General features: G+C 71.7%; 21 protein-coding genes and 1 tRNA gene. 8 read left to right on the top strand and 14 right to left on the bottom strand.

What is annotated here, in order from left to right:
• Positions 1 to 121: 121 nt before the first annotated feature.
• The 3 genes from DEJ25_RS10975 to mnmA form a co-directional block, all read right to left on the bottom strand.
• Positions 122 to 1,465, bottom strand: a complete 1,344-nt coding sequence (locus DEJ25_RS10975) for an alpha/beta hydrolase (RefSeq protein ID WP_111044679.1) — start codon at positions 1,463 to 1,465, stop codon at positions 122 to 124.
• Between the two features lie 179 nt (positions 1,466 to 1,644).
• Entirely contained in the window at positions 1,645 to 3,999 is a 2,355-nt protein-coding gene (ligA, locus tag DEJ25_RS10970; protein ID WP_111044678.1) for an NAD-dependent DNA ligase LigA, read from the bottom strand.
• Between the two features lie 73 nt (positions 4,000 to 4,072).
• Positions 4,073 to 5,179, bottom strand: coding sequence for a tRNA 2-thiouridine(34) synthase MnmA (mnmA, locus tag DEJ25_RS10965; RefSeq protein WP_111044677.1), 1,107 nt, complete (start codon positions 5,177 to 5,179; stop codon positions 4,073 to 4,075).
• A 41-nt stretch (positions 5,180 to 5,220) separates the two neighbouring features.
• On the opposite strand from mnmA, the gene DEJ25_RS10960 reads away from it, so the two are divergent.
• The 3 genes from DEJ25_RS10960 (at position 5,221) to DEJ25_RS10950 (ending at position 7,486) form a co-directional block, all read left to right on the top strand.
• Positions 5,221 to 6,528, top strand: coding sequence for an MFS transporter (locus tag DEJ25_RS10960; protein WP_110903239.1), 1,308 nt, complete (start codon positions 5,221 to 5,223; stop codon positions 6,526 to 6,528).
• 67 nt (positions 6,529 to 6,595) lie between these two features.
• Positions 6,596 to 6,675, top strand: a tRNA-Leu gene (locus tag DEJ25_RS10955).
• Positions 6,676 to 6,808: 133 nt separating this feature from the next.
• Positions 6,809 to 7,486, top strand: a complete 678-nt coding sequence (locus tag DEJ25_RS10950; protein WP_110903240.1) for a DedA family protein — start codon at positions 6,809 to 6,811, stop codon at positions 7,484 to 7,486.
• 134 nt (positions 7,487 to 7,620) lie between these two features.
• Here the strand turns inward: DEJ25_RS10950 and rdgB are convergent, their stop codons facing one another.
• The 3 genes from rdgB to murI all read right to left on the bottom strand — a co-directional run bounded on the left by rdgB (position 7,621) and on the right by murI (position 9,916).
• The gene (gene rdgB, locus DEJ25_RS10945) at positions 7,621 to 8,250 is read right to left on the bottom strand and encodes an RdgB/HAM1 family non-canonical purine NTP pyrophosphatase (RefSeq protein WP_110903241.1); all 630 of its coding nucleotides are present in this window, start codon (positions 8,248 to 8,250) and stop codon (positions 7,621 to 7,623) included.
• Positions 8,247 to 8,993: a ribonuclease PH gene (gene rph, locus DEJ25_RS10940; protein ID WP_110903242.1), complete on the bottom strand. Its 747-nt coding sequence runs from the start codon at positions 8,991 to 8,993 to the stop codon at positions 8,247 to 8,249. Before rph ends, rdgB begins: the two co-directional genes overlap by 4 nt.
• Positions 8,994 to 9,076: 83 nt before the next feature.
• Positions 9,077 to 9,916, bottom strand: a complete 840-nt coding sequence (gene murI / locus DEJ25_RS10935) for a glutamate racemase (RefSeq protein WP_110903243.1) — start codon at positions 9,914 to 9,916, stop codon at positions 9,077 to 9,079.
• Between the two features lie 131 nt (positions 9,917 to 10,047).
• On the opposite strand from murI, the gene DEJ25_RS10930 reads away from it, so the two are divergent.
• Positions 10,048 to 11,334, top strand: a complete 1,287-nt coding sequence (locus DEJ25_RS10930; protein WP_110903244.1) for a nicotinate phosphoribosyltransferase — start codon at positions 10,048 to 10,050, stop codon at positions 11,332 to 11,334.
• Positions 11,335 to 11,350: 16 nt separating this feature from the next.
• Here the strand turns inward: DEJ25_RS10930 and DEJ25_RS10925 are convergent, their stop codons facing one another.
• The 3 genes from DEJ25_RS10925 to DEJ25_RS10915 form a co-directional block, all read right to left on the bottom strand.
• Positions 11,351 to 11,614 carry a DUF3039 domain-containing protein gene (locus tag DEJ25_RS10925; RefSeq protein WP_110823714.1) on the bottom strand — a complete coding sequence of 88 codons (264 nt, stop codon included), beginning with the start codon at positions 11,612 to 11,614 and terminating at the stop codon, positions 11,351 to 11,353.
• 96 nt (positions 11,615 to 11,710) lie between these two features.
• Positions 11,711 to 13,282 carry an ABC transporter permease gene (locus tag DEJ25_RS10920; protein WP_146236698.1) on the bottom strand — a complete coding sequence of 524 codons (1,572 nt, stop codon included), beginning with the start codon at positions 13,280 to 13,282 and terminating at the stop codon, positions 11,711 to 11,713.
• Positions 13,258 to 14,481 (bottom strand): ABC transporter ATP-binding protein, encoded by a 1,224-nt coding sequence (locus tag DEJ25_RS10915; protein WP_258366125.1) that lies wholly within the window; start codon positions 14,479 to 14,481, stop codon positions 13,258 to 13,260. The genes DEJ25_RS10920 and DEJ25_RS10915 overlap by 25 nt, the downstream gene beginning before the upstream one ends.
• A gap of 362 nt (positions 14,482 to 14,843) precedes the next feature.
• On the opposite strand from DEJ25_RS10915, the gene DEJ25_RS10910 reads away from it, so the two are divergent.
• The 4 genes from DEJ25_RS10910 (at position 14,844) to DEJ25_RS10895 (ending at position 17,623) form a co-directional block, all read left to right on the top strand.
• Positions 14,844 to 15,539 (top strand): NTP transferase domain-containing protein, encoded by a 696-nt coding sequence (locus tag DEJ25_RS10910; protein ID WP_110903246.1) that lies wholly within the window; start codon positions 14,844 to 14,846, stop codon positions 15,537 to 15,539.
• A gap of 78 nt (positions 15,540 to 15,617) precedes the next feature.
• A complete protein-coding gene (locus DEJ25_RS10905) occupies positions 15,618 to 16,442 on the top strand; it encodes an ABC transporter permease (RefSeq protein WP_111044676.1) in 825 nt (274 codons plus the stop codon).
• Positions 16,442 to 17,212 carry an ABC transporter ATP-binding protein gene (locus DEJ25_RS10900; RefSeq protein ID WP_110903248.1) on the top strand — a complete coding sequence of 257 codons (771 nt, stop codon included), beginning with the start codon at positions 16,442 to 16,444 and terminating at the stop codon, positions 17,210 to 17,212. The genes DEJ25_RS10905 and DEJ25_RS10900 overlap by 1 nt, the downstream gene beginning before the upstream one ends.
• A gap of 108 nt (positions 17,213 to 17,320) precedes the next feature.
• A complete protein-coding gene (locus tag DEJ25_RS10895; RefSeq protein ID WP_110903249.1) occupies positions 17,321 to 17,623 on the top strand; it encodes a hypothetical protein in 303 nt (100 codons plus the stop codon).
• A gap of 87 nt (positions 17,624 to 17,710) precedes the next feature.
• On the opposite strand, the gene DEJ25_RS10890 is transcribed toward DEJ25_RS10895, so the two are convergent.
• The 5 genes from DEJ25_RS10890 to DEJ25_RS10870 all read right to left on the bottom strand — a co-directional run bounded on the left by DEJ25_RS10890 (position 17,711) and on the right by DEJ25_RS10870 (position 23,960).
• A complete protein-coding gene (locus tag DEJ25_RS10890) occupies positions 17,711 to 18,943 on the bottom strand; it encodes a CDP-glycerol glycerophosphotransferase family protein (protein WP_110903250.1) in 1,233 nt (410 codons plus the stop codon).
• Positions 18,944 to 19,021: 78 nt separating this feature from the next.
• On the bottom strand, positions 19,022 to 19,930 hold the full coding sequence (locus DEJ25_RS10885) for a glycosyltransferase family 2 protein (RefSeq protein WP_258366475.1): 909 nt from the start codon (positions 19,928 to 19,930) through the stop codon (positions 19,022 to 19,024).
• Entirely contained in the window at positions 19,927 to 20,775 is an 849-nt protein-coding gene (locus DEJ25_RS10880) for a CDP-alcohol phosphatidyltransferase family protein (protein ID WP_111044700.1), read from the bottom strand. The genes DEJ25_RS10885 and DEJ25_RS10880 overlap by 4 nt, the downstream gene beginning before the upstream one ends.
• 5 nt (positions 20,776 to 20,780) lie before the next feature.
• Positions 20,781 to 21,824: a glycosyltransferase family 2 protein gene (locus tag DEJ25_RS10875; protein WP_110903251.1), complete on the bottom strand. Its 1,044-nt coding sequence runs from the start codon at positions 21,822 to 21,824 to the stop codon at positions 20,781 to 20,783.
• A 231-nt stretch (positions 21,825 to 22,055) separates the two neighbouring features.
• Positions 22,056 to 23,960: a S1C family serine protease gene (locus DEJ25_RS10870; protein ID WP_111044674.1), complete on the bottom strand. Its 1,905-nt coding sequence runs from the start codon at positions 23,958 to 23,960 to the stop codon at positions 22,056 to 22,058.
• Positions 23,961 to 23,986: the final 26 nt, after the last annotated feature.

Raw genomic sequence — 23,986 nt, 5'->3', positions numbered from 1 at the left:
ACCTCGCCTCCGCCACGTGCTCCGACCCGGCCTGGAGGCCCGGATCACCGGCCCCACATGTGTCCGGTCACGATCCGGTCACGTCTGACGGGCCTCCCGTCCGGCCTGCGGTGATCAGTACTCAGTCGCGCGGCTGGAGGTCCTGCGGACGGACGAGGTACATGTCCGGCGACGCCTGGACGACCCCGTCGTCCGGGGTGTCACCCGGCCCGTGCCCACTGCGGACCAGGTCGCCCCGTCCGACCGCGATGAGCGCCACGTCGTGCAGCGAGGCGGTGCCGGGCTTGAGGTAGTCGTTGTGCCCCCACGGCTGCCGGAAGACGTCACCGGCGTCCGCCGGGTCACTCCCGCCGACGAGGTCGAGCGCCGCAGCACCGAACGCCGCGCGCCCCGGGTCGGTGCCGAAGAAGCCCGTGCCCGCGATGGGGTCCCAGTGCGCCCCGCCGATGTACACCTCGCCGCGCGGCACGCCGAGCTCGTCGACGGAGGTGACCGCGCTCCCCGGCGACCCGAGCATGGTGAGGCTGTCGACCCGGGTACGCCCGGAGGACAGCGCGATCAGCGCGGTGGTCGAGCCGTACGAGTGTGCGACGACGCCCAGGCGCGGCTGGTGGTCGTTGCGGACCGAACGGATGCCGTCGAGGGTGCGCACGAGCCGGTCGGCACCGAGGTGAGCCAGATCGAGCGACATGAAGTCCGAGATGCCGGGCGTGCGGTAGCCCATCCACGCGAGGACCGCGTTGCCCGGTCCGTCCGCCGGGGCGGCCACGGGTGCCAGGGTGGCCTGCTCCCGGAACACGTCGCCGGCCGTCGCGGTGAAGTCCACCATCTGGCCGTTGACGGAGAAGAAGATACCGGGCACCACGACCGAGACGTCGCCCGCGGTGTCGAGGTCACCGACCGAGATCGCGCACCGGCCACTCCCCCGGGTGTCGAGGGTGACGAGGTACTTCCGCGGGTCGTCGGGGGCCTGCTCGAGTGACTCCCGCACCTGGCCGAGCATCGAGGCGAGCGCGGTCGGGGTGTCCGTGTCGGTGAGACCCGCAGCCAGGGCGGCCCGGTTCGCGACGTCCCGGACGGCGTACGGCACCCCGTCCAGGTTGCCGATCACGACGGGGGCGTCGTCCGTCAGGGACGTCCGGGACGCCGGCGACAGGGCACGCCACCAGTTCGCGACGAGGTTCGTGCTCGGCGGGTCGTCCATCGCGGTCGCGGTCACGCGGGAGTCGTCGTCGGCGGCTCGCAGCGTCACCGGCGCCGCCGCCTCGAGGGCGTCCAGCCAGCGCTGCCCGGAGGCTCCGGCGAGCGCGTCGACGGCCGGCTGCGTGCCCCGCTCGGGCCGTCCCGGTCCTGAGGTCCCCGCGGCGGCCGACGAGATGACGGCGGAAACGGGCACGGTCGGTGCCTCGACGACTCCCAGTGAGTGGATCGAGGCGGTCAGCAGCGCCGCGGCGATGAACAGCAAACGGGTCTCCCCCGGGAAGGCCGGCCTGTCGTTCCCCTGCAGACGACAGGTGATGCTCTGTCGAGTCTATGGAGATCCGGCCCTTCGGGGGTCATGCGGAGGGCGACTTGCCCCCCGTACTGGGGTCAATCCGGGGGCGCGTCGCGACAGCCGGATCCCGCACGGCCGTGCATCCGCCGCTACTGCGCTCCCGGCTCGGCGGCGGGCTCGTCGAGCTCCGTGGGTGCAGGGCCACCCAGGGCAGCCGGTCCCTCGCTCACCAGGAGGGCGAACTGCGCCGCGTCGATGATCCGCAACCCGAGCTGCTCCGCCTTCGTCAGCTTGGAGCCGGCGCCCGGGCCAGCGGCGACGAAGTCGGTCTTCTTGCTGACGCTCGACGCTGCCTTCCCCCCGGCGGCGATGATCGCCTCCTGCGCACCCTCGCGACTGAAGCCCTCGAGGGACCCGGTCGCGACGACCGTGATGCCGGCGAGCACACCACCTGCTTCGGTAGCCACTCCCGGCCCGGGGTGTCCGGGCGTCGTGAGCTGCACGCCCGCCGCCGTCCAGCGATCGATGATCTCGCGGTGCCAGTCGACCTCGAACCAGTCGAGCAGTGCGTCGGCGATGATCCCGCCGACGCCGTCGACCGCCGCCAGCTCGTCGCGCGAGGACGAGCGGATCGCGTCGAGCGACCCGAAGTGGTTCGCGAGCGCGCGGGCCGCGACGGGTCCGACGTGACGGATGTTCAGCCCGACGAGGATGCGCCACAGCGGCTTCGTCTTCGCGGCGTCGATGTTCGCGAGCATCTCGAACGCGTTCTTCGACGGGTACCGGCTGGGTTCGCCGGTGTAGTCCGCACCGCGGGCCTCCGGGTCGAACGGCGGGTCGGTCTTCTTCCGTGCCCGGCTGAACGGGGTCACGCGCTTCGGGGCGCCGCCGTCCTCGGTCTTCTCCATGCCCGTCTCGGCATCGCGGACGACGACCTCGATCGGCACGATGTCCTCCAGCGTCAGGTCGAACAGCCCCGCCTCGGTCACGAGTGGCGGGGTCTCAGGGAACACCGGCTGCGTGAGGGCGGCGGCGGCGACCTCGCCCAGGCCCTCGATGTCGAGCGACCCGCGGGAGGCGATGTGCTCGACCCGCCCACGCACCTGGGCGGGGCAGCTCTCGGCGTTCGGGCAACGGAGGTCGATGTCGCCCTCCTTCGCCGGGCGGAGCGGGGTGCCGCACTCCGGGCAGTCGGTCGGCATCACGAACTCGCGCTCGGTGCCGTCGCGCAGTTCGACGACCGGGCCGAGGACCTCGGGGATGACGTCGCCGGCCTTGCGGAGCACGACCGTGTCACCGATCAGGACGCCCTTCGCCTTCACCACCTGCTGGTTGTGCAGGGTGGCCTGCCGGACCACCGAGCCGGCGACCTCGGCGGGCTCCATCGCGGCGAACGGGGTGGCCCGACCGGTGCGGCCGACACTGACGACGATGTCGAGCAGCTTCGTGTGGACCTCCTCCGGCGGGTACTTGTAGGCGATCGCCCAGCGCGGGGCACGACTGGTCGACCCGAGTTCCTCGTGCAGCGCCAGGTCGTCGACCTTGATGACGATGCCGTCGATCTGGTGCTCGACCGAGGACCGGCGTTCCCCGTAGTCCTTGACGAAGCCCAGGACGTCCTCCACCGAGTCGAACACGCGGTGGTGCGTGCCGGTCGGCAGCCCCCACTCGTGCAGCAGCTCGTAGACCTCGGACTGGGCGCGGACGTCGGTGTCGCGCTCGAGTTCGGCGACCGGCCAGGCACCGATGCCGTGCACGAGCATCCGGAGTCGGCGCAGGCGGTCCACCATGAGCTCGCGCTTCGCGGCGGACTTGCCCTCCTCCTTCTGGCGGAGGGACCCGGCGGCGGCGTTCCGCGGGTTGGCGAACACCCGCTCGCCGGCGTCGCGCTGTCGGGCGTTCAGCTCGTCGAACTGCGCGACCGGGAAGAAGATCTCGCCACGGACCTCCACCAGGGGCGGGTGACCGCTGCCGGCGAGCCGGTCCGGGATCGTGCCCATGGTCCGGACGTTGCCGGTCACGTCCTCGCCCACCACACCGTCACCGCGGGTGGCCGCCGAGACGAGGCGACCGTGCTCGTAGCGGAGGTTGATCGCGAGGCCGTCGATCTTCAGCTCGGACAGGAAACGCACGCGCTCGGTGCCGGCGTCCCGCTGGACCTTGAGCGCCCAGTCGGTCAGTTCCTCCGGGCTGAACACGTTGTCCAGGCTCAGCATGCGCTCGGCGTGCTCCACCGGCGCGAACTGCGTCGTCTGCGCCTGCCCGCCGACGGTCTGCGTCGGGCTGTCCTCGGTCAGCAGTTCCGGGAAGCGCTGCTCGATCGCATCGAGTCGGCGCATCATCGTGTCGTACTCGGCATCGGCGACCGGCGAGCCGTTGCCCTCGTAGTACGCGTGCCGCAGTTCGTTGAGACGGAGGCGCAGCCGGTCGACCTCTCGAGCGGCCTGCGCGGCGTCGAGGCCCGCGGGGTCGATGGTCTCGAAGGTCGCGTCGGTGTCGCTCATGTGTCAGTTCTACCGTGCGCCACCGACCCCGGTCGCAGCGGCCTGAGGCACGTGCGAGGTCAGGCGCGTGCGCTCAGGCGGGGACGGGTGCCGCCGACACGGTGGTGTCGATCGTGCACTGCCCGAGCACGCGCGTGCCGACGTACACGACGGCTGTCTGTCCGGGCGCGACACCGGAGAGCGGCGCGTCCGGGACGATCACGAGCGCGCCGTCCTCGATCCGGGCCGTCGCGGGCTCCGGGTCGGCGTGCGCCCGGATCTGCACGTCGCAGCGGAACGGGGTGGACGGGTCCGCCGGTGCCGCGCCGGCCCAGGTGTATCGGGTGCCCGAGAGTGAGGCGACGTCGAGCGCCTCCTTTGGGCCGACGACGACGGTGTTGTCCTTCGGGCGGATCTCCAGCACGAAGCGGGGCTTGCCGTCCGCCGCCGGACGTCCGAGCGCCAGACCGCGGCGCTGCCCGACCGTGTAGCCGTGCGCGCCGTCGTGGCTGCCGACGACGGTGCCGTCGCGCTCGACGACGTCGCCGGTCTCGCTGCCCACGCGGTCGGCGAGCCACCCGCGGGTGTCACCGTCGGGGATGAAGCAGATGTCGTACGAGTCCGGCTTCTGCGCAACCGTCAGCCCGCGGGCGGCGGCCTCGGCCCGGACCTCGTCCTTCGACGGGGTGGCCCCGAGCGGGAACATGGCGTGGCGGAGCTGTTCGGCCGTCAGGACGCCGAGCACGTACGACTGGTCCTTGGCCCACGCCGCCGAGCGGTGCAGCTCCCGCGAGCCGTCCGGGCCGGTGACGATCGAGGCGTAGTGGCCCGTCGCGACGGCGTCGAACCCGAGGGCCAGTGCCTTCTCGAGCAGGGCCGCGAACTTGATCCGCTCGTTGCAGCGCATGCAGGGGTTCGGCGTGCGGCCAGCCTGGTACTCGGCCACGAAGTCGTCGACGACGTCCTCCTTGAACCGAGCCGAGAAGTCCCACACGTAGTACGGGATGCCGAGGGCCGCGGCGGCACGCTGGGCGTCCATCGAGTCCTCGATCGTGCAGCAGCCGCGGCTGCCGGTGCGCAGGGTGCCGGGCATCCGGCTGAGCGCCAGGTGCACCCCGACGACGTCGTGGCCGGCGTCCACCGCCCGGGCCGCGGCCACCGCCGAATCGACACCACCGCTCATCGCCGCCAGAACACGCATGCGTCCAGGGTAACTCCGACACGGCGTACCGTTGCTCGACGATGACGAGCACCACGAACGACGCCTTCGACCTCCGGGGCGTCCTGCTGTCCGGGTTCCTGCCCGCTGCGCTCTTCGCGATCGGCGAGGGCGCCATCATCCCGATCATCCCGATCGCGGCGGACTCCCTCGGGGCGACCCTGGCGGTCGCCGGGTTCGTCGCCTCGCTGATCCTGGTCGGCGAGCTCATCGGGGACGTCCCCTCGGGTGTCGTCGTGGCGAGGATCGGCGAACGCAACGCCATGATCGGCGCCGCGGTGGTCTCGGTCGTCGGGCTGCTGGTCTGCACCGTCGCCCCGAACCCCCTCGTCCTGGCCGTCGGCGTCTTCCTGGTGGGTCTGTCCACCGCCGTCTTCGCGCTGGCCCGGCACGCGTACATGACGACCGCGATCCCGTTGCGGATCCGGGCCCGGGCCCTGTCGAGCCTCGGCGGCGTCTTCCGCTTCGGCTACTTCGTCGGTCCGTTCCTGGCGGCCGGGGTCATCCACCTCACCGGCACGACCCAGAGCGCGTTCTGGGTGCACGTCGTCTGCTGCCTCGGCGCTGCCGTGGTGCTGCTCGTCATCCGCGACCCCGCGACGGGCGTGCGCGGCCTGCAGCGGCCGGCACGGGCCTCCCGGCCGACGGCGACCGACGCGGCGGCGACGACCGCCGGTACGACGCGACCGGGCGAGCTCGAGGGCGAACAGTTCGTCGAGGAGGAGTCCCACGGTCTCTTCCGGACCATCCGCGCGCACCACCGCGTGCTCGTGCGTCTCGGCAGCGGGGCGGCGCTGATCGGCGCTATGCGCGCCGGACGCCAGGTGATCCTGCCGCTCTGGGCGGTCAGCGTCGGCCTGGACGACTCCACCGCTGCTCTCGTCATCGGCATCGCCGGCGCCGTCGACTTCGCGCTCTTCTACACGAGCGGGCAGATCATGGACCGCTGGGGACGCCTGGCGAGCGCCCTGCCCTGCATGCTCGGCCTGAGCATCTGCTACTTCCTGCTGGCCTGGAGCGACCACCTCGACGCCCGTGTCGGCTGGTTCGTCGCGGTCGCGATGGCGATGTCACTGGCGAACGGCGTCGGCTCCGGGATCCTCATGACGCTCGGCGCGGACCTGGCACCCTCCGACCGGCCGGCGCCGTTCCTCGGGGCGTGGCGGTTCACCGGCGACCTCGGGTCCGCCGCGGCCCCGCTCGTGATCTCCGGCGTCACCGCGCTCGCGACGATCGCCGTCGCGAGCGGCGTGATGGGGGTGCTCGGCCTGGTCGGCGCGGGCATCCTGCTCCGGTACGTGCCGCGGTACCTGCCCCGCACGCTGCGCTGACCGGGGTCCGTCGCGCGGTCGCGCCCCAGCTCAGCCACCCGGCCCGCTGCGTACACTGGGTCGGCCAGCGGGAGTGGTGGAATTGGTAGACACGCAGGATTTAGGTTCCTGTGCTCCGGCGTGAGGGTTCGAGTCCCTCCTTCCGCACCGAGTGTCCCCGAGGACGGTGCTCGAGGCCGCTCCGCACGTCACCCTCCCGACGGACGGCCCGGACACGCCTGCACGGTAGCCTCGGTCCGGCGGGTGCTCCACCCGCCCTCGCCCGCCGACCGGAAGAACCATGCACTCCGTCGCACTCGCCCTGATCCCCTGGCTGGATCCGCAGTACATCCTCGACCACTTCGGGGCGTTCGCCGTGCTCATCGTCTGCGCGATCATCTTCGCCGAGACCGGGCTGCTGGTCGGCTTCATCTTCCCCGGCGACAGCCTGCTCGTCATCACGGGCCTGTTCGCCTTCGACCGCGACGGCCAGATCGGCGGGATCCCGATCTGGGTCGTCGCGCTGATGATCGGCGCAGCGGCGTTCCTCGGCGGCGAGCTCGGCTACTACATCGGCAAGAAGGCCGGTCCGCCGATCTTCGAGCGCAAGGACAGCGGTCTGTTCTCGAAGGCGAACGTCGACCGGACGAACGCGTTCTTCCACAGGTACGGCGCCCTCGCGGTGATCCTCGCGCGCTTCGTCCCCGTCGTCCGGACGTTCGCACCGATCGCGGCCGGTGTCGGCCGGATGAACTACAAGAAGTACTCGCTCTACAACGCGGTCGGAGCGGTCATCTGGGGCGTGGGCGTCACGTTCCTCGGCTACTTCCTCGGGTACATCCCGGCCGTGGCGTACCTCGTGCGCAACTACATCGACGTGATCCTGCTGGCGGCGGTCGTCGTCACCGTGGTCCCCGCCGCGATCACCTACTTCCGGAACGCCCGCAAGGCCAAGCAGCGCGAGCCCGAGCAGCCGTAGCCCGCAGCGCCCGCCCGGCGCGAGCGGGACCCGCACAACACGAACCGGCTCGAACCACGCAATCCCGTGGTTCGAGCCGGTTTCCGTAGTGCGCTGCCGATCGGCGCCAGCACCAGCGCCAGCGCCAGGCGCGCCTACGCCCGCGGCGTCTCGCCGTCGAACCACTCGCGGACGATCGGTGCGATGCCCCGGAAGGCCTTCGACCGGTGGCTCAGCGCGTTCTTCTCCGCCCGGGTCAGTTGCGCCGCCGAGCGGTCCGCGTCGTCCGGCTGGAACACCGGGTCGTAGCCGTGTCCGCCGTCCCCGATCGGCTCGGTGCGGACCTCGCCGTTCCAGACGGCCTCGAACACGTGCTCGACGCCGGAGGGCGTGACGAACGCGGCGGCGCAGACGAACGCCGCGGTGCGCTCGACCACACCGTCCAGGTTCTGCAGCAGCAGCGCGATGTTGTCGGCGTCCACCCGGGTGCCGGCGTACCGGGCGGAGTGGATGCCGGGTGCTCCGTCGAGCGCGTCGACCGCGATGCCGGAGTCGTCCGCCAGGGCCGGCAGTCCGGTGTGGGCGACCGCGGCCCGTGCCTTGATGAGCGCGTTCGCCGCGTAGGTGTCACCGTCCTCGACGGGTTCGGGCCCGTCGTAGGACGAGAGCGTCACGCCGTCGCCCAGGGCCGAACCGAGGATCTCACGCAGTTCGACGACCTTGCCCTGGTTGTGCGTGGCCAGCACGACGGTCCGGGCGGTGCCGTCCGCCGTCGCCGCGGTCATGCCAGCCCCAGTGCCGTGCGCTGCACCGCGGCGAGCGACGCGTTCCCAGCCAGCCCGAGTTCGAGCAACGCGTCCAACTCCTGGCGGTCGAACGGCGCGTGCTCGGCGGTGCCCTGCACCTCGATGAACTTGCCCGACCCGGTCGTGACGATGTTCATGTCGGTATCGGCGCGCGAGTCCTCTTCGTAGGCCAGGTCGAGCATCGGCACACCCCCGACGATGCCGACGGAGATCGCCTGCACGCTGTCGGTGAGCGGCGTCGCCTTCTTGCCGATGAAGCCACGCTCGCGACCCCACTCGATCGCGTCGACCATCGCCACGTAGGCGCCGGTGATCGACGCGGTGCGGGTGCCGCCGTCGGCCTGCAGCACGTCGCAGTCGAGCACGAGGGTGTTCTCGCCCAGCCCCTTCATGTCGACGACGGCGCGCAGCGAACGGCCGATCAGCCGGGAGATCTCGTGCGTGCGCCCGCCGACCTTGCCCTTGATCGACTCACGCTGCATGCGCTCGTTCGTGGACCGCGGGAGCATCGAGTACTCGGCGGTGACCCAGCCGGTGCCCTTGCCGGCCATCCAGCGTGGAACCCCGTTGGTGAACGAGGCGGTGCAGAGCACCCGGGTGTTGCCGAACGAGATGAGCGCGCTGCCCTCGGCCTGGGTGCTCCAGCCGCGTTCGATGGTGACGGGTCGGTGGTCGGTGGTGGTCCGGCCGTCGATGCGGACGGTGCCGTCGGTGGCGTTCATGGTGTTCCTCTCGGTCCGGCCTGGAGGCTCGGTGCGGGTGGTCCGGTCGTCGTGCGTCCGCCGGGCGGCGGCGTGGGGCATGGTCAGCGCAGGGTGCGCGGTAGCGTGATGGAGCCGGTCTCGAGGTGGCCGACGGTCGCGACCTCGGGGCCGAGGAACCGGCGGGCCAGGCGGACGAACCCGGCCTCGTCGGCACCGGTGGCCTCGAACGAGTACTCCGGCGGTTCGGTGCCGGTGCGTTCCAGACCGTGTTCGACCAGTCGGCGGTAGACGTCGTTCGCGGTTTCCTCGGCGCTCGAGACCAGCGTGACGTCCGGCCCCATGACGTACTGGATCGCGGCGGACATGAGCGGGTAGTGCGTGCAACCGAGGACCAGCGTGTCGACCCCGGCGGCCCGCACGGGTGCGAGGTAGCCCGCGGCGACCTCGCGGAGCCGGGCGGACGAGGTGTCCCCGGCCTCGACGAACTCGACGAAGCGGGGGCACGCGGCGGTGGTGAGGGTCACGTCCGCGGCCACCGCGAAGGCGTCCTCGTAGGCACGGGACGCGATGGTGCCGATGGTGCCGATGACCCCGATGCGGCCGGTGCGGGTCTGCTTGACGGCGGCCCGCGCGGCGGGCTGGATGACCTCGACGACGGGGATGCCGTACGCCTGCTCGTAGCGTTCACGGGCGTCGCGGAGGACGGCGGAACTCGCGGTGTTGCAGGCGATGACGAGCGCCTTGACGCCCTGGTCGACGAGGTCGTCCATGACCTCGAGTGCGTAGCGGCGGACGTCGGCGATGGGCTTCGGGCCGTACGGCGAGTGCAGCGTGTCCCCGACGTAGCGGATGCTCTCGCGGGGCAGCTGGTCGATGATCGCCCGGGCCACCGTCAGCCCGCCGACGCCGCTGTCGAAGACTCCGATCGGTGCATCCGTCACGGTGACCAGCGTACCGACGCGCGCCGACCCTGCGGGCGTGCTCCGGGCCTCCAGTCCGACACGGACCGCCGGGGACGCTCTCCTGCCCCGAGCCGTGCGTTCCGGTACCGGTCGTGACTATCGTCGGAGGGGTGACCACCGCGCTCCTGACGGACCAGTACGAACTCACCATGGTCGACGCCGCCTTGAAGGACGGCACCGCCGACCGCCGCTGCGTCTTCGAGGTCTTCGCGAGACGACTGCCGGACGGGCGCCGGTACGGCGTCGCCGCGGGCCTCGGACGCTTCCTCACCCAGCTGACCGAGTTCCGGTTCGGCGACGAGGAGATCGGGTTCCTCCGGGACCGCCGCGTCATCGACGAGGGCACCGCCCGGTGGCTCGCCGACTACCGGTTCAGCGGGCACGTCCGTGCGTACCGCGAGGGCGAGGTCTTCTTCCCGAACTCCCCCGTGCTGCAGATCGAGGGCACCTTCGCCGAGGCCGTGATGCTCGAGACCCTGGCGCTCAGCGTGTTCAACGCCGACTCCGCCATCGCCTCCGCCGCCGCGCGCATGGTGTCCGCCGCCGACCGGCGCCCGCTCGCCGAGATGGGCTCGCGTCGGACCGGTGAGTGGAACGCCGTCGCCGCCGCCCGGGCCGCCTACATCGCGGGCTTCGGTGCGACGAGCAACCTGGAGGCCGGCCGGACCTGGGGCATCCCGACGATGGGCACCGCGGCGCACGCGTTCACGCTCCTGCACGACTCGGAAGAGGCCGCGTTCCGGTCCCAGCTCGACGCGCTCGGCAGCGGTACGACCCTGCTCGTCGACACGTACGACATCGAGGCGGCGGTCGAGACGGCCGTCCGCCTGACCGACGGCAAGCTCGGCGCGGTCCGCATCGACAGCGGTGACCTGCCGTCGGTCGTCGCGTCGGTGCGCGCGCAGCTCGACCGGCTCGGCGCGACCGCGACGAAGATCACGGTGACCAACGACCTGGACGAGTACACGATCGCCGCACTCCGTGCCGCACCGGTCGACTCCTACGGCGTCGGCACGTCGGTCGTCTCCGGGTCGGGGCACCCGGCCGCGGGCATGGTCTTCAAGCTCGTCGCACACCACTCCCCCGCGGGCGAGTGGGTGCCGGTGGCGAAGAAGTCCGCCGACAAGGCGTCGGTCGGCGGACGGAAGGAGGCCGGCCGTCGTCTGCGGAACGGCATCGCGACGGCGGAGGTGGTGCTGACCTCCGGGTCCGTCGGCCCGGACGAGCGGGACCTGCTCGTCCCCGTCGTCACGCACGGCGAGGTCGATCCGGCGTTCCTCGGATCCGCCGGGGTCGAGGCCGCTCGGGCCCACCACAAGCGCGCGAAGGCGGAACTGCCGGCCGATGCCGAGCGGATCGGTCGGGGCGACCCGGCCATCCCGACGCTGCTCGTCTGAGCGGCGTCGGCGGGGGTCACTCGGACTTCATCTTCTCGTAGATCGCCTTGCAGTCCGGGCAGACCGGGAACTTCTCGGGGTCCCGGCCCGGGATCCACTTCTTGCCGCACAGGGCCTTGACGGCCTTGCCGGTCAGGGCAGACTCGAGGATCTTGTCCTTCTTGACGTAGTGCGAGAAGCGCTCGTGGTCGCCGGGCTCGATCGCCTCCTCTTCCAGGAGCTTCTCGAGTTCGCGGTCCATCACATCGAGGCCGCCACCACCGGGTTCCGTCGTGCTCATGTCACCAGGGTACGTCGTCACCGCCGGGTCCGTCGGCCGATCGGTCACGCTGTGGGCGGAGCGGCTGCAGTGCGCGGGCGGACCGGCTGCGGTGGGTCAGTTCCGCTGCGCGGCGGCCAGGAGGTCCGGGCCACGTCGGTCGAACACCGCGCCTCCGACGACGACGCCGAGCACCAGGACGACCACGCCGACGCCGATCCCGACACCGAGGACGAGCGTCAGCGACGGGTCCTCCGCGCCGATGAGCGCGCGCACGCCGAGCCACCCGGCCGGCACCATGCAGAGCACCGTGCCGATGACCATCAGGGTCTGCGCGACGGTCGCCGTCGCCCCCGCGGCCTGCGGCTGGTGGAACGGGTGGTCACCCGGTCGGACGGTCGGGTACGGCAGTGCGACCGAGACGATGCTCGACAAGCCGAGCCCGCCGAGCAACCCGCTGGCCGACACCGCCACGAGCAGCGGGAACGCGGCCATGTCGCCGTACAGCCAGGCGGACACCGCAGCCCCGGCGACCAGCAGTGGCACGCCGACGACGATGAGCGGCACCAGACGGCCGAGGCGGTCGGTCCAGCCCGGAGCGCCGGAGGCGACGTGCAACCACACCGCGGTGTTGTCGTAGGAGACGTCGTTGTGCGGCAGGAACCCGGCGATCAGGGCCATCAGCGGCAGCGGCACGAGGGCCGTCCACGCCCAGGGCACCCCGGCCACTCCGAGCGGCAGCACCACGATCGGCACGAACGCCAGGATCAGGTACGAGCTGCGGTACCGCGGGTCGCGGGTCCAGTACGTCAGCGCCCGGGCCGCGACGGCGCCGAACGGGGTCGAGCCGAGCCGGTCGAACCAGCCCAGCGCGCGGTGTCGGCGCGCACGGAGCGGACGCGGGACCGTGACGAGCACGCGACCGACCAGTGCCCACCAGGCCAGGCCGAGCAGCCCGACGACGACGAGCGCCACGAGCAGCCGGGCGACCGCCGTCCCGACGTGGCCGGTGGCGGCGTCGGCGGGCACGGCCCACGCTGCACCCCACGGCGTCCACCCGGCGATGTCGGCGAGTCGCTGCAGTCCGGGTCCGGCCGGGTCGAGCCGGTCGGTCCGGAGCAGGAGCGAGACGGACGGGACGAGCAGCACGAGTCCGACGAGCACCACGGGCCAGGTGGCCTCGCGGGCGCGGTGGCCGGCGAACGCCAGCGCGCCGAGCGTGCTGCCGACCCGGATGAGCAGGGCCGTGGTGGCGAGCACGAGCACCGCGGCGACGACGGCCAGGAGGGCCGGGCCGGCACCACGGCTCCAGGTGACGACCTGCGCGACGGCGAGCACGGCGACCGCGACGACCGGGACGCCCAGGAGCCCGGCGACACCGAGCCCGACGGCCAGGTCGCGCTGCCCGATCCCGAAGGCGGCGAAACGCCGCGGGTCGAACTGGTCGGCGACACCGACGGCGAACGGCACGAGGGTGCACCCGAGGGCCACCGCCGTGCCGACCAGGACCACGGTCGTCCGGGCGGCGACCGGGTCGCCGGCGCGGAGCCCGCCGAGGACGGTCGCTGCCCAGAGGACGACGACCAGGGCGGCCAGGCTGCCGACGACCACGGCGGCCGAACGACGCGCCCCACCGCGGACCTCGCCCGCGAGCAGGTCGGCCCTCAGCCGGAGAAGCTGTGCAACCATTCCATGCTCTCTGCGACGGGACGACCGCCGGCGAGTTCGACGAACTTGTCCTCGAGGCTCCGACGACCGCGGACCTGCGCCATGGTGCCGGCGGCCAGGACCTTGCCGCCGACGATGATCGCCACGGAGTCGCACGTGCGCTGGACGAGTTCCATCGAGTGACTGGAGAGCACGACGGTGCCGCCGCCCGCGGTGTAGCGCCGCAGGATGTCGGTGATGGTCGTCGCGCTGACCGGGTCGACGGACTCGAACGGTTCGTCGAGCACCAGCACGCGCGGCGAGTGGATGAGCGTGGCGGCGAGGGCGATCTTCTTCGCCATGCCCATCGAGTAGTCCGCGACCGGTCGACCGAGGGCGTCGCCGAGGCCGAACGCCTCGGCCAGGTCCGCACTGCGGCTCCGAGCGGTCTTGCCGTCGAGTCCGCGCAGCGTCGCCGAGTAGAAGAGCATCTGCGCGCCGGTCAGGCGGTCGAACAGGCGGAGCCGGTCCGGCAGGACGCCCATCGCCCGCTTGGCGGCGATCGGGTCGGCCCAGACGTCGTGGTCCAGCACGGTCACGGTGCCGGCGTCCGGGCGCAGGAGGCCCGTGAGGACCGAGAGCGTCGTCGTCTTGCCGGCGCCGTTCGGGCCGACGACCCCGAAGATCGAGCCCTTCCGGATCTCCAGGTCGACGTCGTCCACGGCGAGCGTCTGGCCGTACCGCTTGACGAGGCCGTCGGCGCGGAGCACGACGGGCTGCTGCGGCACGTTCGGCCGACCGGTGGGGCGCTTCGTCGTGGTCGAGCCGGGCGCGCCGCCCGTGCCAGCCGAGCCGCCCGTGCCGCCCCGGGATGCCGACGTGCCGGAACCACCCCGGGCCTCCCGGCCGTCCGGCTCGTCGCCCGTCCGGGCCGCGCCCTGCGGCCGGGTCGCCCGGCCGGAACGCTTGTCCCGCTTCTTCCCCTGGCGAGGCTGTGACGTCGTGCTCGACGGCGACCCGGCGGGCAGGACGCCCGCCCCCGCCGTCGTCTCCGAGCCGGTCCTGTCGTCCGTCATGTCGTCACCCGCGAGCGCGCCGTACGCACCCGTGTCCCCCGTGTCGTCGTGGTCGTCGTCGCCCGTCCCCAGGGCGACGGTCGTGCCGTCGTCGTCCGCGTCGGCCGTCCACGTCGCGTCCGACGTGCTGTAGACGTCGTCGTTTCCCGTTGTTCCTGCCGACACGAGGCCAACCGTACCAACGGTTCCGACCGCTCGCTGAGCCGTGTCCGACCGGGTCACGAATTGAACACGATGCTGCCCGGCCCGTACCCCGGCACCGGGTGGTTCCGTATCATTCACCGAGACACGACGGAGTGTTCACCACTCGGAAACCTGCCCGCAGCGCTCCCGGAGCGGTTGCTGGACCGGGCGTTCGTCGCTCCGGATCACGCGACTCCCGGCCAACTCGAACGCGGTGCGAGCAGTATTCAGGAAAGCCGTATCGAAGTGCCCGTCAGGACACGCTCGACGTGTCCCCCAGTGCGGACCGGAACCTCCACCCTCGCGGGCGGACCGGGCGCAGGCGGACACCGGAAGGGACAAGCATGACCACGCAGATCGTCATCCTCGCAGCGGGGATGGGCAGCCGCCTCGGGCGCAGCCTGCCGAAGCCGCTCACCGAGCTCAGCGACGGCCGCACCATCATGCAGCAGCAGTTCGACAACATCCGTGCCGCCTTCGGGTCCAGCGCGCGGGTCACGATCGTCGTCGGCTACAAGTCGGAGTACATCGTCGAGGCCTTCCCCGAGGCGAACTTCGTCTACAACGAGTCCTACGACTCCACGAACACCTCGAAGAGCCTGCTCCGGGCACTCAAGGCGACCGGCAAGAGCGGCGTCCTCTGGATGAACGGCGACGTGGTCTTCGACCCGATGGCCCTCGTCCGTGCCGCCGACATGATCGACGAGGGTCGGTCGTTCGTCAGCGTCAACACCGAGAAGGTCTCCGACGAAGAGGTCAAGTACACGGTCGACGCCGAGGGCTTCATCGCGAAGCTCTCGAAGAAGGTCGTCGGTGGCCTGGGTGAAGCCGTGGGCATCAACTACGTCTCCGCAGCCGACAAGCAGGCGCTGATCCGCCAGCTCGGCCGGGTCGACGACCAGGAGTACTTCGAGGGCGGCATCGAGGCTGCCATCGCCGAGGACGGGCTACGCTGGACGCCGATCGACATCTCCGACCTGTACGCGGTCGAGATCGACTTCGCCGAGGACCTGCAGCGCGCGAACGACCTGTTCGCCTGAGCCCGGTCAGGATCCCCCGGTCCGGCCCACCGGCCCGGGTGGCCCGCCCCTCGGCGCGGTCCCGGCCGGAGGGAACCCATGACTGACGCGCAGACGCAGACCACCGTCGTCGCCGCGACGCCGGTGGCTCAGCGTGGTTCCGGTCGTCGGTACCGCCAGGCCCTCTGGCTGCTGACGGTGCGCGACCTGCGTGTGCGGTACTCGACGTCGGCGCTCGGGTACTTCTGGTCGATCCTCGACCCGCTGGTGATGTCGGCCATCTACTGGTTCGTCTTCACCCAGGTGTTCCACCGCGGCAAGGTGGGCGAGGAGCCGTACATCGTCTTCCTGCTCACCGCGCTGCTGCCCTGGATGTGGTTCACCGGGGCCGTGTCGGACTCGACCCGGGCCTTCATCAAGGAAGCCAAGCTGATCCGCTCGACGACGATCCCGCGGAGCATCTGGGTCGCCCGGATCGACGCGTCGAAGGGCATCGAGTTCCTGCTGAGCATCCCGGTGCTCGCGGTGTTCGTCATCGCCACCGGTGCCCACCTGCACTGGCAGGTCGTGCTGTGGCCGCTCGCGATCGTCCTGCAGGTCGCGCTGGTCTACGGTCTCGGGCTCATCGTGGCACCGCTCGTGGTCTTCTTCCGCGACCTCGAACGCGCGGTCAAGCTCGTCCTGCGCTTCCTGTTCTACGCATCCCCGATCATCTACGGCACGCAGGCGTTGCCGGAGGCCCTGCACGACCTCGCGGCGATCAACCCGTTGAGCGGGATCTTCGGCATCTACCGCTCGGCGTTCTTCCCCGGGCAGCTGGACTGGAAGGAGGTGCTCGCGTCGGTCGTCGTCACGGGCATCGTCCTCGTCATCGGGCTCGTGGTGTTCCGTCGGAGCGAGCACCGCGTCCTCAAGGAGCTGTGATGGCCACGACCGAACCCGTGACGACCGCTCGCGCCACCGCGCCGGTGATCTCCGTGACCGACGCCGGGATCCGCTTCAAACGGAACCGCCGTGCCAGCCGGAGCTTCAAGGACCTCTTCGGCCGGGGACAGCGCCGGCGGAAGGCGGACGAGTTCTGGGCGCTCCGGAACGTGTCGTTCGACGTCCGTCCCGGCGAGGCCATCGGCGTCGTCGGACGGAACGGGCAGGGCAAGTCGACGCTCCTCAAGCTCGTCGCCCAGGTGATGCTGCCGGACGAGGGCCGTGTGCACGTCGGGGCCGGTGTCGCGCCGCTGATCGAGATCACCGGTGGGTTCGTCGGCGACCTGACGGTGCGGGACAACGTCTACCTGACCGCGGGGCTGCACGGCATGTCGCGGGCCGAGATCCGCGCTGCCTTCGACGAGATCATCGCGTTCGCCGAGATCGCGGACTTCGTCGACACCCCCTACAAGCACCTGTCGAGCGGCATGAAGGTGCGGATCGCCTTCGCCGTCATCTCCCGGCTGGACGAGCCGGTGATCCTGGTCGACGAGGTCCTGGCCGTGGGCGACAAGAAGTTCCGCGAGAAGTGCTACAAGCGGATCGAGGAGCTCCTGGCGGGCGGCCGGACGCTGTTCTTCGTCTCGCACAACGACAAGGACCTGCGCCGGTTCTGTGACCGGGGCCTGTACCTCGACGGTGGCCGACTGCAGTTCGACGGACCCATCGACGAGGCCCTCGAGCGGTACAACGCGGACCACGGCGTCTGACGCCCACTCCTCCACAACCGAGCACCTCCGCAGCACGCTCCACAGCCCCGGGTCCCCGAGGGCTCCCCGGGAGTCCCGACGTCGGACCCCACCCCTAACGTGCTCCCCATGCACCACCCCACCACCGCCTACCCGGTTCCCTTCTCCATCGACCGATCAGCCGCTCCACGCCGCTACGAACTGGTCAACACCAGTACCGAGACCCTCGACGGGATCTCCCTCACCCACCTCGGCACCGGCTACTCGCCACCGCTCGTCGTCCGACGCCTCGAGCCGGGGCGCGGCCTGTCCCTGGCCGTCTTCGGCGCCGGCGCGGACGAGACCGGTGTCGTCATCGTCCGGTGGCGCCGACCGGACCGCACGGAGTTCCTGTGGCGGATGTCGCTCGCCGGCCCCGGGCTCGCCCCGTGACCGGGTACCCGGCCCGGGGCACCCGAGCACCCGTGCGGCGCCGACACGGGCGACGCCGGCACGGGCGACGCCGCCGCACGCCAGTGGTCAGTCGGCCGATCGGGCGCGCGCGACCTCGTGCCAGCGTGCGACGAGCCGGTCGATCGCGTCGTGGAAACGCGCCGTGGCGACGCCCGGCGTGGTGTCCCCGAAGTACCGCTCCACCCAGTGACGGAGCCGGGCCAGTTCGTCCGCGTCCGTGGCGGCGCGGTCCACTCGCGCCACGACGTCCCCGGCGTCCTCCGCCCGCAGCCAGTTCGCGTCACCCAGGTAGCCGCGCTCGTCGACGTCGGCCTCGGGCGACACCGGTCGGGTGACGATCAGGGGCTTGCCCACGGCCAGGCGGTCGTAGATCATCGCGCTGATGTCGGTGATCGCCACGTCGGCCCCGGCGAGCTGCCAGCCCAGCGTCGGCCCGTCGTCGTACACGTGGTGCGCCGACGGGTCGGCGGCGTTCGCGGCCGTGATGGCGGCGACGATCCGCTGGTGGGCCGCCCGGTAGTCCGCGTCGAGCACACCGCTCCGAGGGTGCGGCCGGTACACCAGCCGGTGTCGTGCCGACGCCAGGACCTGCTCGGCGATCGTCGTGCCGTGGCTGGCAATCGACCCGTAGGCGGCCGCGGGACGGTCGCCCTCCCAGGTCGGTGCGTACAGCACGACGGTGCGGTCGTCCGCCGGGTACGGTGGCTCGCCGGCGAAGTGGTCCGCCTGGGGCCGACCGATCGCGATCGTCCGGGCGTCCAGGTCGTAGTCCCAGAGCGCGTCGGCGAGCCGGTCCCGGGCCGCGTCGCCGGCGATCAGCGCAGCGTCGTAGGCCTTGAACTGGTTCGTCGTCATGTACATCTTGTCGCTCTCGCCGTGGTTGACGAAGACGTGCCACATCCGCCCGTACCGCATCATCTGGAAGTTGCGGGCGTTCTGGTTGACGTAGAGCACCACCTTCGGCGCCTGCTCGGCGACGAAGCGCTCGAGGTCGACCACCTGCCGGGCGTAGACGACGGGGACGGGTGACTCGTCCGCCAACACCAGCATCGCTCCGGGGCTGCGGGACAGGATCGCCACCCCACGGTGCCGGGCCAGCTCGGCGAGCGGGCCGTACCACTGGCGGATCTGGTACATGTTCACCGGGCCGTCGGCGAAGTAGACCGCGATCTCGACGGTCCCCGGTGCCGGCATCGGCATCGAGGGCAACCGACCGGCCAGCTGCGACCGCGTCCGCCGCGACCGCCACAGCCGTTGCGCGAGCCGGATCGCGGTACGGGCGTCCTTGACGATGGCCATGCTGTGCTCCTGGGCGGTGGGTCGGACAGGTCGTTCGGTGCAGTCCGGGACGGACGGGAGGCGCGCCTCCCGTCCCTGTCAGACGACGGGTGGGCGGCCGGCCAGCGTCATCCGGCCGATCGTCAGCCAGCCCATCACGTGGACCGGCCCGCAGTCGGTGCGCCACCCCTCGGCGACGCCACCGAACCAGGTCGCGAGCCGCCGCGGCGACCGCCACCAGCGCAGCACCTGGATCGCGGCCCAGCTGCCGACGTACAGGGGCCGGAGCGCGGCGGGCAGGTTGCGCCGCGCCAGCCACACCCGGTTCCGGGCGTTGAGGCGGACGTACTCGCGGTGACGCGCCGGGTCGATCGCCGGGTGGTTCGCGACGAGCTCACCCGCGTACCAGGTGCGTCGTCCGGCGTCCCAGACCCGCCACGCGAGTTCGATGCCCTCGTGCGCGTAGAAGTACTCGGCTCCCCAACCGCCGACCGCCCGCCAGACGTCCATCGGCAGGACGACGGCGCCCTCCCAGACGGAGAACACCGGTGAGCTCTGCTCCGGGTCGCCCTTCCGGATCCGGGGCACCCAGCGTCGGGGGTTCGCCGACCCGGTCGGGTCGACCACCCGTGGCTGCACCAGCCCGAGCGACGGGTCGTGCTCGAACAGCGCGATGGCGTCGCGGAGGAACATCGGTGACGGGACCGAGGCGTCGTCGTCGAGGAAGAACACGTAGTCACCGTCGACCTCGGCGGCACCGGCGTTCCGGCCAGCGGGGATGCCGAGGTTCTCCGGCAGGGCGAGCGCCCGGACGCCCTCGGGAAGTCCGACCGGCTGCCACCCGTTGCCGACGCAGACCACGTCGAGCTCGACGCCCTGCTGCGCGAGCACGCTCTCGAGGCCCCGGCGCAGGTCCTCGGGTCGGTTGCCCTGTGACAGGCTCACCACGGCGACGCGCGGTCGGTCGCGGTGCGGCACCGCGCCCCGACGGAGCGTGCCGGGCCTCACGCGCGGACCCGCTTCGACGACATGATCGCCAGGAAGTGCCCGGCGGTCGCGAGGACGGCGAGCGGCAGGAGCGCCCCGACCAGGATCCGGTCGGCCAGCGGGTGTCCGATGACGAGCGCCAGCAGGGCGACGACGAACGTGATGATCGTCAGTTCGACCGAGTGGTACAGCCGGTGGAACGGCAGGAAGCGGGCGACGCGGCGGAGCGTCGCGAGCCGGGCGCCCGACGGCGCGGTGACCCCGTCGCGCCGGTCGGCGAGCTTCTCCATGCCGCCGTGCGCACGCGCCACGTGCACCATGTCGTTGAGGGCCTTGTTGAGGACGATGACCAGGCCGAGGGCGCAGCCGATCGTCGTCCACATCCAGTCGGCGCCGTGGATCGGCCACGTCGCCGCCCGGACGCCGAGTGCGATCGGGATGAGCCCCTCGGTCGTGTAGTGCCCGACCTTGTCGAGGAAGATGCCGGCCGGGGAACGGGTCCCGCGCCATCGGGCGACCTCGCCGTCGGAGCAGTCGACGAGCATCTGCAGCTGCCCGAGCGCGAGCGCGAGCAGCGCACCCCAGATGCCCGGGATGAGCAGCGCGGCCGCGGTGGACCACCCGACCAGGATCATCAGGCCGGTGACCTGGTTCGCGCTGACCCGGGTGTGCAGCAGCACCGACGTCAGGTACGGCGAGACGTCCCGCAGGTAGAGCGAGGCCGTCCAGTGCTCGGCGTTGGCTCGCGCACGGACCTCGTCCGGCTGGGCGACCGCCCGCAGTTCGGCGATCGAGGTCGGGCGGGTGAACCCGCGGGCGTCGCGGGGGTCCGGCTCGCCGCCGTTCCCGAGGTCGTCGTCGGCCATGTCGGTCACCGTCCCGTGTGCGTGGTCAGATCGGAGGTCCGCGTCAGGAACCCGATGATGAAGCCGACACCCCAGCCGACGTGGATGCACGGCAGCACGACGAGCAGCCACGCCCGCGTCGCCGGCACCGATCGCCGCGACACCGCGAGGGCACCGACGACGACGAAGAGCAGGTAGACCGCCGGGATCGCGAACCCGGTCATCGCCCACGCCAGCGGCGAGCCCAGGACCGCCCCGACGACACCGACGAGTCCGGCGACCAGCCCGAGGGCGACGGCCACGACCATCAGCGGCGGGACGAAGTAGCGCAGCCCGTTGCCGGCCGGGAACCGTCGTGCCAGTTCGCCGCGCCAGAGACCGGTGGCCACGAACTGACGCACCAGACGCTTCAGGCTCGGCCGCGGCCGGTAGGTGACGACGAGCTCCGGCGTGAACCAGACCGTGCCGCCCGTGGTCCGGAGGCGCCGGTTGAGCTCCCAGTCCTGCCCGCGCTTGATGCCCTCGTCGAAGAGACCGACCGCGAACAGGCGCTCACGTCGGAACACCCCGAGGTACGCCGTCTCAGCGGGGCCCGCCTGTCCACCGACGTGGTGCGGGGTCCCACCGAGGCCGACGCGGCTGCCGTAGGCGAGGGCCACGGCCTGCTCGAACGGCGTCCGCCCCTCGGCTCGCATGATGCCGCCGACGTTGTCGGCTCCGGACTCCTGCAGGGTCCGGACGGCGATGCGCGTGTAGTCGGGAGGAAGGACACTGTGCGCGTCGACCCGCACCACGATCGGGTGCTCGGAGGCACGGATCGCGACGTTGAGACCGGCGGGCGTCGACCCGACGGGGTTGTCGACCGCCCGGATCCGCGGGTCGGCGGCGCTCATCTCGGCGACGAGTTCGTTCGTGCCGTCGATCGACGGACCCAGGGCAAGGATGACCTCGAACGGCCCGGTGTAGTCCTGGTCGAGCAGGCTGCCCACCGCGGCGCGGACCTCGGTCACCTCGTTGAGGACGGGCATGACGTAGGAGACACCCGGCAGGGCCTGTCCGTCGTGCTGCATGTGATCCTCGGGGTCCGGCGGGCGCGACACGACCCGGTGGGGCCGCCCCGCAGAGCGGACCGAGCCTATCAAGCACCCGCGGCGGGCACCTGGCCGCCCCCTGGACCGAGGCCGCGGAGCCGGTCCCGTCGAGCCGGTCCGGCGGTGCTGCCCGGTCCCGTCCGTGCCCCGGACGGACGGGAGGCCCGCCACCGGACTGGTGGCGGGCCTCCCGTCATGGGATCGGCCGGGTCACTTCGAGCTGTCGTAGGTCCCCAGCTGGACGTCGGCGGTCCGGGTCTCCCCGTTGCGGACGTAGGTGACCTTCGTCGTGGCACCACCGGCGAAGAAGCGGACCTGGGCCGTGAGGTCCGTCGCGTCGGCGATCGTGGCGTCGCCGAGCTTCGTGACGACGTCGCCCTTCTGCAGCCCGGCGTCGGCGGCCGCACCACCGGAGACGACCGACTTGATGAGGGCGCCGACCTGCGAGGCGTTGGCGTCCTCCGTCGCGTCACCGACCGATGCACCGAGCAGGCCGTGCGTGGCCTTGCCGTTGTCGACGATCTCGGACGCGACGCGCTTCACCAGGTTCGACGGGATCGAGAACCCGACGCCGATGCTGCCCGACTGGGCGCTCGACGAGCTCGAGCTGCCGGCGCTGGCGATGGCGACGTTGATGCCGATCAGCCGGCCCTTGTCGTCGAGCAGCGCACCGCCCGAGTTGCCGGGGTTGATCGACGCGTCGGTCTGGATCACCGGCAGGGACACCGTGGTGCTCGCCGAGGAACTGCTGCCGTTGTCGCCGTTGCCCCAGAAGTCGAACGGGCCGTTGCCGTTGTTGCCCTGGCCCTCGTTCGAGTCGCCGCCCGCGTTCGGGTCGCTCGACGTCACCTGGATGCTGCGGTTCAAGGTCGAGACGATGCCGTCCGTGACGGTGTTCGACAGCCCCAGCGGAGCACCGATCGCAACGGCGGTGTCACCGACGTTGAGCTTCGACGAGTCGGCGAAGTCCATCGGGGTGAGGTCCGGCGCGTCGATCTTGATGACCGCGAGGTCCACCGTCGGATCGGTGCCGACGAGCTTGCCCTTGTAGACGCGGCCGTTCGAGGTCGTCACCGAGATGGTGCCGCTCGAGCTGTCGCCGTCGAGCGTCACCACGTGGGTGTTCGTGACGATGTAGCCGTCCTTGTTCAGGATGACGCCGGAACCGGTGCCGGCTTCGCTGCTCGCCGAGACGTTGATCGTGACGACGGAGGGAGTGGCCTTCGCGGCGACCGCGGTCACGACGGTGGCCGAGTCGTAGTCGTTGACGGTCAGGTTCCCGCCGCTCTGCGAGGTGCCGGAGCCACTCGAGGTGGCGTTGCCGTCGGTGGCCGAGTCGGCGGCCCAGACGATGCCGCCGCCGACGAGCCCGCCGACCAGAGCGATCGCCACGGCAGGCAGGAGGAGCCTGTTGCGGCCGGGACGCTCGCGGGTGGTGGTGCCGGTCGACGCCGGAGCGCCGGAGAAGTAGTGGCCGTTCGCACGCTGCTGGTCCGCGGCGTCACCGAACGAGCTCGTCGCGGAGGAGGGCGCCTGGTCGGACGACGGGGTCGGGGCCGCGGCGCCGGAGTACTCGCCGTAGCGTGGGCGGTCCTGGCCGTACTGGCTCTGCTGTCCGTACTGGCCCTGCTGGCCGTACTGGCCGTACTGCGACGTCTGGCCGTACTGACCCTGCTGGCCGTACTGCGACGCGTCGCCGTACTGGCCCTGGCCGTACTGGCCCTGGCCGTACTGGCCCTGGCCGTACTGCGCGTCCTGGCCGTACTGACCCTGCTGCCCGTACTGACCCTGCTGCGAGTACTGGCCGTACTGCCCGTACGTCGCGTCCTGAGCGTCGTAGCCGTTCTGGGCGTCGTGCCCGGCCCGGCCGTACTCGGCGGTCGCCGTGGCGTCCGAGGACGACCCGCCGCCGAAGGTCGGGTACGGGGTCGTGTACTGCTCGGTCGGGTGGTCGGAGGCGACCGTGTGCTCGCCCTCCGCTCCGGGAGTCGTCCCCACCACGTCCGTGTCGTCGGCGTCGCGGTGCCCGTGCTGGCTGCCGTTCGCCTCGTCCGGACCGGTGGTCTCGTCGCGACGGTCGTCGTCGCCGTGCCCGTTGGGCGTGGTGTCGCTCATGCTGGACGTGCTCCTTTCAAGCCCCT

Origin of the sequence: Curtobacterium sp. MCPF17_011, from assembly GCF_003234145.1 — a bacterium.
Taxonomy (GTDB): Bacteria; Actinomycetota; Actinomycetes; order Actinomycetales; family Microbacteriaceae; genus Curtobacterium.
The sequence above is the reverse complement of the archived record's forward strand: the minus strand, read 5'-3'. Positions and strand labels throughout refer to the sequence as shown.

Coding starts and splice junctions, on each gene's coding strand:
- ligA (WP_111044678.1), bottom strand. CDS start 3,999: ATGAGCGACACCGACGCGACCTTCGAGACCATCGACCCCGCGGGCCTC.
- mnmA (WP_111044677.1), bottom strand. CDS start 5,179: ATGCGTGTTCTGGCGGCGATGAGCGGTGGTGTCGATTCGGCGGTGGCC.
- DEJ25_RS10960 (WP_110903239.1), top strand. CDS start 5,221: ATGACGAGCACCACGAACGACGCCTTCGACCTCCGGGGCGTCCTGCTG.
- DEJ25_RS10950 (WP_110903240.1), top strand. CDS start 6,809: ATGCACTCCGTCGCACTCGCCCTGATCCCCTGGCTGGATCCGCAGTAC.
- rdgB (WP_110903241.1), bottom strand. CDS start 8,250: ATGACCGCGGCGACGGCGGACGGCACCGCCCGGACCGTCGTGCTGGCC.
- rph (WP_110903242.1), bottom strand. CDS start 8,993: ATGAACGCCACCGACGGCACCGTCCGCATCGACGGCCGGACCACCACC.
- DEJ25_RS10925 (WP_110823714.1), bottom strand. CDS start 11,614: ATGAGCACGACGGAACCCGGTGGTGGCGGCCTCGATGTGATGGACCGC.
- DEJ25_RS10920 (WP_146236698.1), bottom strand. CDS start 13,282: ATGGTTGCACAGCTTCTCCGGCTGAGGGCCGACCTGCTCGCGGGCGAG.
- DEJ25_RS10910 (WP_110903246.1), top strand. CDS start 14,844: ATGACCACGCAGATCGTCATCCTCGCAGCGGGGATGGGCAGCCGCCTC.
- DEJ25_RS10905 (WP_111044676.1), top strand. CDS start 15,618: ATGACTGACGCGCAGACGCAGACCACCGTCGTCGCCGCGACGCCGGTG.
- DEJ25_RS10900 (WP_110903248.1), top strand. CDS start 16,442: ATGGCCACGACCGAACCCGTGACGACCGCTCGCGCCACCGCGCCGGTG.
- DEJ25_RS10895 (WP_110903249.1), top strand. CDS start 17,321: ATGCACCACCCCACCACCGCCTACCCGGTTCCCTTCTCCATCGACCGA.
- DEJ25_RS10890 (WP_110903250.1), bottom strand. CDS start 18,943: ATGGCCATCGTCAAGGACGCCCGTACCGCGATCCGGCTCGCGCAACGG.
- DEJ25_RS10880 (WP_111044700.1), bottom strand. CDS start 20,775: ATGGCCGACGACGACCTCGGGAACGGCGGCGAGCCGGACCCCCGCGAC.
- DEJ25_RS10875 (WP_110903251.1), bottom strand. CDS start 21,824: ATGCAGCACGACGGACAGGCCCTGCCGGGTGTCTCCTACGTCATGCCC.
- DEJ25_RS10870 (WP_111044674.1), bottom strand. CDS start 23,960: ATGAGCGACACCACGCCCAACGGGCACGGCGACGACGACCGTCGCGAC.